Source organism: Paenibacillus ihuae, from assembly GCF_001368795.1.
Taxonomy (GTDB): Bacteria; Bacillota; Bacilli; order Paenibacillales; family Paenibacillaceae; genus Paenibacillus_AQ; species Paenibacillus_AQ ihuae.
In genome coordinates this window covers 946,610-954,415 of the sequence record NZ_LN831198.1, presented here as the reverse complement: position 1 = coordinate 954,415, position 7,806 = coordinate 946,610, and the positions used below count along the sequence as shown (strand labels likewise).

The following is a 7,806-nucleotide window of genomic DNA, read 5'->3' as shown; positions in this document are numbered from 1 at the left end:
CCCAAATATCGGCCACCATACCCGCTCCGCAAACATTCTCTCACCATGCCCATGCCCGCGCTCCAGTCGGTCCAGACGTTCCCCGCTTCTCTGTTTCTTATGGTAATCCAGCCACTTCTGATGCTCTTCAGCAAATCCCATTCCTAAACCTCCTCCTCTGCACAAAAAAAGTCCCGCACCCCACTTAACCATGGAGTACGGGACGTTCTTCGTCCGTTTTTATATATTATATGGTTTGCTGTTCTCCAGAGTCAATGACATCCTATGTCTGGAAAATTCTAGCATACCTGATTCAGATAATTGTCCTTCCGGCTATTTAATGAAATGTTTACTTTACATCAAGGGGTGAGGAACGATGGACCATAAAAGAAGATCAGGCCTGATGCAGCAGTTTATCTTTGTCGGGCCAACTTCCCTGTTTTTCTTTGTTATTGTACTGATTCCATTCTTTTTGGGACTTTATTATTCATTTACCAGCTGGAACGGAATCTCGCGTCATGTGGAGTGGACCGACCTGCGGAATTACCTGCATATTTTCACCAAGGACCCTTCCTTTCTGCATTCGTTCTGGTTTACGGCCAAGTTTACTTTATTCGGTCTGGTGCTGACCAACCTGCTCGGCTTCGCACTCGCTTATGTGCTGACCCGCAGGCGTTCATTGCAGGACTGACAGACGGCTCCAAGACGTTCAATTAGGATCCGGTATTCTCCAAGTGGATGGACCTGCTCGATCTTACGGTCGAATACGGCAACAAAAATCCGCTCTCGACCGATTACAATACCCAGGTAACCATGATCGCCAGCGGGGAGGCTGCGATGATGCAGCAGGGTAACTGGACCCAGGGTCAAATCGACGGCATCAATCCGGACCTGAATCTGGGCATTCTGCCGATGCCGATTGATGATACGGCGGAAGATAACAATAAGCTCTATGTAGGGGTGCCCAGCAACTGGGTCATTCATAAAAACTCTCCCGTTAAGGAGGAGGCCAAGCTCTTCCTGGACTGGCTTGTCACCTCAGAGACCGGTAAAAGATACATCACCAAAGAGTTCCAGTTCATCCCTGCCCTCGACAGCATTGAGGGTACCGCAAGAAGAGCTCGGGGCACTGGGTGCCGAAGTACCGGCCTATACGGATAAGGATCAGGCCCTGACCTGGAACTGGTCACGCCTGCCGAACAGAATGCCGCAGGAATTATCCAGCAGCATTCAGGGTTACCTCGGCGGCAAGCTGACCAAAGAAGGTATGCTGAAGGAGTTTCAGGTCAACTGGGACAATCTCAGTGTGCAATAAACACTGCTTCTATTTTTGACTCTATATAGTAAATACAAGCTGCGCACCGCTGCGCGGCTTATTTATATGGATTATAGCCATTCTATTCCCGCTCATCACCGTTACCCGGTAAGCATCAACCGTGGCTGTAGTCCCGTTCAGAGTTAGTGTCGAATTGTAATATCCGCGGTCACCAGGCTTGCATTCATAATCTCCGGAACATCCGGTCACGAAAAATTTTGTCTTCGAAAACCCAGGATAACTGGATACTTAGAACCAAAAAAGCTTGAGTCTTTTTTCACTTGTTCCTCAAACATCCATTATTTACAATATAAATAACAATGTTCCATACGAAAAGAAAGAAGGCTGCTGTATGCGCATCAACAAATGGATACCGCGAATACTGTTCCCCGTTATGGTTATGTCTGTGATAGCCGGATGCGGAAACAACGCACCTAACAATGAAGCAGAAGGAACAAACGCCCCCTCCCCCGCTGCCGGCGCACATCAGGCGCACTGGTCTTATGAAGGCGATACATCTCCGGAGCACTGGGCTGAGCTGGATCAGCTGTTCACAACCTGCAGTACCGGTACCGCTCAATCGCCGGTTAATATCCTTCATGACCAGGTAAAGGACGACGAGAGCCTTTCCCCGATCAAGCTGGAGTATTCGCCTTCCCCTGTAGCTATCATTAACAACGGCCATACGATCCAGGTAAACCTAAAGAATCAGGATAACCGGCTTGTGATTGAAGGAAAGACCTATACCTTGCAACAGTTCCATTTCCACCTGCCCAGCGAGCATGAGATGGACGGCAAACATGCTGAAATGGAGCTGCATCTGGTACATAAAAGTGAGGACGGATCTCTTGCGGTTCTGGGTGTTCTAATTCATAGCGGCAGCGAAAATACCGGCCTCAACCAGCTATGGTCCCTGCTTCCGGCCGAAGAGAGTGAAGAAGAAACTCTGGTTGCAGGTGATTTCAATCTGAATGGGCTGCTGCCAGCAGATCTTCATTCGTTCCGCTACCAGGGATCGCTGACCACACCGCCGTGTACCGAAGGGGTGCAATGGATCGTCCTGGAGAATCCGGTTCAATGGTCCGGTGAGCAGATCGGCAAATTTGCCGCAATTTTCCCTCATGACAACCGTCCGGTACAAACACTTGGAAATCGGGAAATCGACAGCGATGAATAGGCTGCTGACAAATACCGGATCTTTGACTTAATCATCATTTAAGGGGTTCAATCTCCATTGCGGGATTGAAGCCCTTATTGTCATATTTTACTATTAGTTTACTCTTATAGCTTCAACCGTACTTATAAGTTCAGTGCTGCCGCTCACCCTGCTGGGCATTCTAGTCACACCGGGGCATCATCATCCGGCCCGGTTGCAATAGCGACCCAGGCTCCAACTGCAGCAAGCAGCCACATCCATAACCCGCCGGCAGGATTCAAAGAGCGTTTTTTAAGGCCAACACCAAATCATACCCGAATCCGATGATAATCAGAGCAATTGGGAAATGTACAACAATGGGATGAATATGGTTAAAGACTTCAGTAAACATCGTATAACCTTCTTATTTATCTCGCTGAAACAGATAGCGCCTCTTAACGAATGCGCAGCCGTTTCTACTTGACTGGTTGCCTATAAGTTCATTTAGTTTCTGGAAGGATGACCCTAAAGGTGCTTCCCTGATGGAGAGTGCTGGTTACGATGATCCGGCCATCGTGCCTGCTGACGATCTCATAGGCGATATCCAGCCCCAATCCGGTGCCGCCATGTTCCCTTGTACGGGCTTGATCTACCCGGTAGACCCGTTCGAACAGATGGCGCAGATCCTCCTCGGGAATCCCGCAGCCCGTATCCTGAATAATTACATTCACAGTGCCGTTATCATTCCGGGTAATTCCCAGTGTCACTGTGCCTCCCTCTGCAGAGTATTTATAATAGTAGTTCATGTGGCGCTTGGCTCTGCCATAATTGAAGTCCGCCTTTAATATCCTTAAGACACATTATAGCTATAAAAAATGAAAAAATAATGAAATACTCACTTATGCACTTCAGGCAAAAGAAAGAGACCTGCCGGCTTATGGGCCTGACAAGTCTCCGCTGAAACGGTTCTTTAGATATAACTATAACTTACTTATGAAATGAGGCATCTTGCACAACTATACCTTTGACCTCTTCCATACTCTGCTGCTTCTCCGCCAGCTTCCCGCGAAGTGTAGCTGTGGTTTGTGGTGGCTTCAACAATATCATAGAAGGCCCAATAGCTATTGGACACATCCGACCAGCTGGAAGACTGGATACCGAATAAAGGCCCGCGGTTCAATACTCTGTTGAAAATAGTTACCGCTTCTGCCCGGGTTAAGTACTTATCCGGCCCGAAGCTTCCGTCCGGCATCCCTTTCATATAACCGGCCTGTTGAACTAGTGCAATGTTGTGAGCCGACCAGTGATCTGCAGTATCCGTGAACGACGATGCAGGTTCACCGCTCAGCTGCATCCAGCGTACGACAACCGCAGCCATTTCGGCTCTGGTTATATACAGATCTGGCCCAAAGGTGCCGTCTGGATAGCCTGTCATTAATCCGCCGGAAGTCACTTTAAGAATATCACCCGCAGCCCACTGGAAATCATTCTGATCCTTGTAGGCTACAGTCTGGGCATTTGAATCCTGAACCGCTCCAATCCGGGACAGGACCGCTGCCAGCTCAGCTCTGGTCATCGCTTGCTCCGGTTTGAATGTCCCGTCGGGGTAGCCTTGCATGTATGCTTCATGCGATTTCTTAGTAGACGCAGGCCAATTTTCCATATCCAGTACAGTAAAGGTACTGAACTTGTTAATACTGAATTTCAGCCCCAGCTTATCGGAAGAATATTGTACCACTTGAGGCTGAACCAGCACCTTCTCACCGTCACTATGTTCAACATAGATCACCAGATGAGACAGGAAGGCCTCTCTCGCCGCTACATCCGTGGCAGCACATGACCTGGCAGCGGGAGGATCAAGTCTACCGGCTGATTTTTCACACCTGTCTCAATATTGACTGGACGGCCTACAACATGAACATCCCCTGAGCCCGCAGCAGCTTGAACGATCTGCTCCCGCTTCGCCCGTTCTTCCACAGCCTTGATTGCCTGTTCACTCTTAACCGGGGTGAATTTGAACTGATAATCCCCGTCCAGCTGAGCCAGAGTTTGCTGCGGCAGAATCAGTCTGGCATTCACTGTAGACATCTCCAGGTTAACCTTGCCGGATGCTAATGTCTTCAGGGTATCTTTAGACAAGCTAATTTCCTGCTCAGCGACTTTATCCTCTGTATCCGGAAGGACTAGCCGTACCGTATCAAGGCCGGCTGCAACAACCTTGTTTACAGCCTCAAGCGCTTTTGCAGCAGTGTAGTCCACTTTGTCTTTCTTCGTTCCGTCCACCAGGGTCGTACGGTTAATGAACAGACTGCCGCCATCTCCATTAACCGCTATGAGTTCGGTCTGCGGCGGGGTAACTCCAGTTGACGGCTGGGTCACAGGCGTTTCTGTCCCTGGTGTTTCAGTACCTGGTGTCTCAGTTCCCGGTGTCTCTGTCCCAGGCGTTTCCGTTCCTGGTGTTTCCGTTCCCGGTGTTTCTGTTCCTGGCGTTTCCGTTCCAGGCGTTTCTGTTCCAGGCGTTTCTGTTCCCGGATCCAGCTCTTGCTCCCCGGTTCCCTTCACAAAGCTCAAATAGAAATCGTCCAGCGTTCCCCATGCGCCGCCGTCCGCTTTAACGCGGGCACCGATCGTCAGCTTTCCGTCCGTTACGAGAATATTCTCGATTTGCGGGTTATTCCACTGCGTCCACCCGTTCACTCCAGTGTCCGTTTTCACTTCCGTTCCGCCTGTTACCGCGAAGAGGTTCATCTCCGAATTAACAGCGTCTCCGCCCTGGATAAACATGGACAGATTGTAGTAACCAGGAGCCAGCCCGTAAACCGTCTGCGCTACACTAAAGTTAACTCCACTAGCTGAGTAGAAGTGTAAGGAATAGTTTCCGCTTTTGGCATCCGTCACTTTTTCCTGATAATCGGTATGCGGGCTGCTACCTGCACCATAGGTGATCTCCCACATGCTCCGGTCATTATTTTCAAAGCCTGCGTTAACGATGAAGTTCTGCTTTCTAATCTCCAGATAAGCTTTCAGCGTCAAACCGCCTTCAGCCGTTCCTCCGATCACATAGCTGCCGGCACCCTTGCTTACGGCTTGTTCAAATGCGGTCTGATCCCAGACAACAGGTATCGTCCCGGTACTTCCATCATTATAAGTAACGCTTGTGACTGTCGGCAGCTGGACTGGTTCTCCTGCAATGGCCGTCACCGTGACATCCTTGATTTCATCAACGGCGAGAGGAGCAACCGCCCCTGTATTCACATATTTAAACACATTCAGTGAAGACAGCGGGTGACCGCTGAAATCAAACAATGCCTGGTTGTCAACAGCACTTCCGCCATACCATACCCCTGCATCCTTAGGGTCATATTCCTTCGCATAGCTGGAAGCCCAGCCTGAGCCATATTGCTCCCAGAGGAGCTTATTCTGTTCGAGAGTGTCCTTCGGACCTACCGGAAGCCACGCCGGTTCCCAGTAGAATACGCCGATCCCCGCTTCACCCACATTGGCAACAGCTTCGATTACGTTTCTGACCGAGTTGGCCTGGCCTTGAACGCTGATCGGGTAGTCCAGGACTTGCCCCGAGCTCTGAGGCGCAGTATTGCCATGCCCGTCCCCGTCTTCAGCAGTAAACGCATAGGAGGTTTCGGCTACCATCACTTTTTTACCGTACGTATCGGCAATCTGCTTCAGCACTGCGGTCAAATTACATAATGTGCCGTGCCAGAACGGATAATAAGAGCTTGCAAAGACATCATAGTCTACCTTATTATCCTGCAGCGTTTTGGCATAGGAAGCATATCTGCCTGCTGACTCCGGATTCGTAAAATGCAGTGCGATCTGAATGCCCGGGTCAGTCTCCCGGATCGCTTTACTGCCTGCACTGAACAATTCACTCATCTTCGCCCAGTCGGATTCCCCGACGAATTGTCCATTGGTTTCATTGCCTACCTGAACCATGCCGATATTAATCTTTTGATCAAGCATAGCCTGCAGACTTTCTTTGGTATAGTTATAAAGTGCAGTCTTCTTCTCATCAAAACTTAAACCTACCCAGGCCTTAGGCGTATGCTGCTTGGCCGGATCCGCCCAAAAGTCGGAATAGTGGAAATCCACCAGCAGCTTCATGCCGTTCTCTGTCGCTCTTTTGCCGATTTCGATTGCGGTTGCCAGATCATTATTGCCCCCGCCGTAACCGTTTCCAGCTGAATCAAAAGGATCATTCCATACGCGCACCCGGATATAATTCACCCCGGCCTCATGTACGGTTGCAAAGATATCCTGTACCTCTCCAGCTTCGTTATAAAACTTAACTCCGCTATTCTCTAACGAAATAATGCTGGAAATATCCATGCCTTTAATGAAGTCCGACGGAAGTCCTTCCACCTTCTTCACAAAAATATCTGCAGCCACCGGCGGAATCGCCTCGGTGCTTGTCTGCTTCAGCTCAAAGCTGTCCGCATATCCCCAAGCGCCCGGACCACCGCTGATGTTCGCTCCAAGTACAAGATTTGCGGTATCCTGCGTCAGAACAAATTTTAGGCTGACTGTTCCCCAAGCATTATAGCCGGTGGTGGCAGCAGCTGGCGCCTTCTCGGTTCCCGCAAATAATTCAACATGTCCCGCTTGCTTATCAGTACCACCCATAGACTTCACTGTGAGCTCGTAGCTTCCCGCAGGAAGAGAAGGAATGCTCTGCTTCACCGTAAACAACGGGGTTCCGGCGGCTGTATCCTTGATCCAATATTTGAAGGCATGCGTCCCTTCATCAGGTGTGAGCCATTTATCGGAAGTGTACGCAAACTGCTGAATATCTACCTGATCCCACGCTTCGGTTTCCACACTCCATGACTTATCGGCCCAAAAATCCGACTCAAAACCGCCGTTCACAATATACGCACTGTTCGAATCTGCAGCCATAGCCGCTCCTAAGTTGAATGAAAATGAACTTAACATCAACAAAACTGCCAAAACAACAGAGGTTACCTTTTGCCTTATCCTCAATTCTGATCATCCTTTCTATGTAAGCCCTTACAACTAAATATATCAAAAGATCAGGAGCCTTGATAACGTATCAATTTTAATATTTTGTATGCTTTTGCAAGAAGTTTAATATTGCGCTTCGTTTGCAGAAACAAAAAAACCACCGGGACAAGTCCCGATGGCTTACTAATGATTCATTGTTGATTAGAAGGTAAGAATTCCTGACGTATGGAGCAGCACCAGGAACACCAGCACCGGCGCAACATACCGGAGCATGAACAGCCAGATGCGGAACCAGCGCGACTTAAGCCCGGCCGCTTCTGCCGCACCTTTCCAGAAGTATCCGGCAAAAACAGTAATCAGCAGACCGCCAAGCGGCAGCATAATATTGGAGGTAATG

The 7,806-nt window shown here is 49.4% G+C and carries 7 protein-coding genes and 1 pseudogene; 3 read left to right on the top strand and 5 right to left on the bottom strand.

Annotated features, from left to right (window positions below; genetic code table 11):
- Positions 1-355: 355 nt before the first annotated feature.
- From AQR02_RS04240 to AQR02_RS04230, 3 genes are all read left to right on the top strand, one after another.
- A complete protein-coding gene (locus AQR02_RS04240; RefSeq protein WP_054939521.1) occupies positions 356-670 on the top strand; it encodes a carbohydrate ABC transporter permease in 315 nt (104 codons plus the stop codon).
- A 47-nt stretch (positions 671-717) separates the two neighbouring features.
- On the top strand, positions 718-1,140 hold the full coding sequence (locus AQR02_RS04235) for an ABC transporter substrate-binding protein (RefSeq protein ID WP_054939520.1): 423 nt from the start codon (positions 718-720) through the stop codon (positions 1,138-1,140).
- Between the two features lie 506 nt (positions 1,141-1,646).
- Complete coding sequence (locus AQR02_RS04230) at positions 1,647-2,471, top strand: carbonic anhydrase (protein ID WP_054939519.1); 825 nt, start codon at positions 1,647-1,649, stop codon at positions 2,469-2,471.
- A gap of 256 nt (positions 2,472-2,727) precedes the next feature.
- Here the strand turns inward: AQR02_RS04230 and AQR02_RS35445 are convergent, their stop codons facing one another.
- From AQR02_RS35445 to AQR02_RS33535, 5 genes and pseudogenes are all read right to left on the bottom strand, one after another.
- The gene (locus tag AQR02_RS35445) at positions 2,728-2,841 is read right to left on the bottom strand and encodes a DUF2231 domain-containing protein (RefSeq protein WP_425339957.1); all 114 of its coding nucleotides are present in this window, start codon (positions 2,839-2,841) and stop codon (positions 2,728-2,730) included.
- An 88-nt stretch (positions 2,842-2,929) separates the two neighbouring features.
- Entirely contained in the window at positions 2,930-3,235 is a 306-nt protein-coding gene (locus AQR02_RS04225) for a sensor histidine kinase (protein WP_054939518.1), read from the bottom strand.
- Positions 3,236-3,420: 185 nt separating this feature from the next.
- Complete coding sequence (locus AQR02_RS04220; protein ID WP_054939517.1) at positions 3,421-4,218, bottom strand: S-layer homology domain-containing protein; 798 nt, start codon at positions 4,216-4,218, stop codon at positions 3,421-3,423.
- A 29-nt stretch (positions 4,219-4,247) separates the two neighbouring features.
- A complete protein-coding gene (locus AQR02_RS04215; RefSeq protein WP_148449058.1) occupies positions 4,248-7,343 on the bottom strand; it encodes a glycosyl hydrolase 53 family protein in 3,096 nt (1,031 codons plus the stop codon).
- A gap of 267 nt (positions 7,344-7,610) precedes the next feature.
- Positions 7,611-7,806 (bottom strand): annotated as a pseudogene (locus AQR02_RS33535) (sodium-dependent transporter); the annotation flags it as partial.

Bases quoted from the DNA above. Each gene is read 5' to 3' on its own strand.
- AQR02_RS04240 (WP_054939521.1), top strand. From the start codon at position 356: ATGGACCATAAAAGAAGATCAGGCCTGATGCAGCAGTTTATCTTTGTC.
- AQR02_RS04235 (WP_054939520.1), top strand. From the start codon at position 718: ATGGACCTGCTCGATCTTACGGTCGAATACGGCAACAAAAATCCGCTC.
- AQR02_RS04230 (WP_054939519.1), top strand. From the start codon at position 1,647: ATGCGCATCAACAAATGGATACCGCGAATACTGTTCCCCGTTATGGTT.
- AQR02_RS35445 (WP_425339957.1), bottom strand. From the start codon at position 2,841: ATGTTTACTGAAGTCTTTAACCATATTCATCCCATTGTTGTACATTTC.
- AQR02_RS04225 (WP_054939518.1), bottom strand. From the start codon at position 3,235: ATGAACTACTATTATAAATACTCTGCAGAGGGAGGCACAGTGACACTG.
- AQR02_RS04215 (WP_148449058.1), bottom strand. From the start codon at position 7,343: ATGGCTGCAGATTCGAACAGTGCGTATATTGTGAACGGCGGTTTTGAG.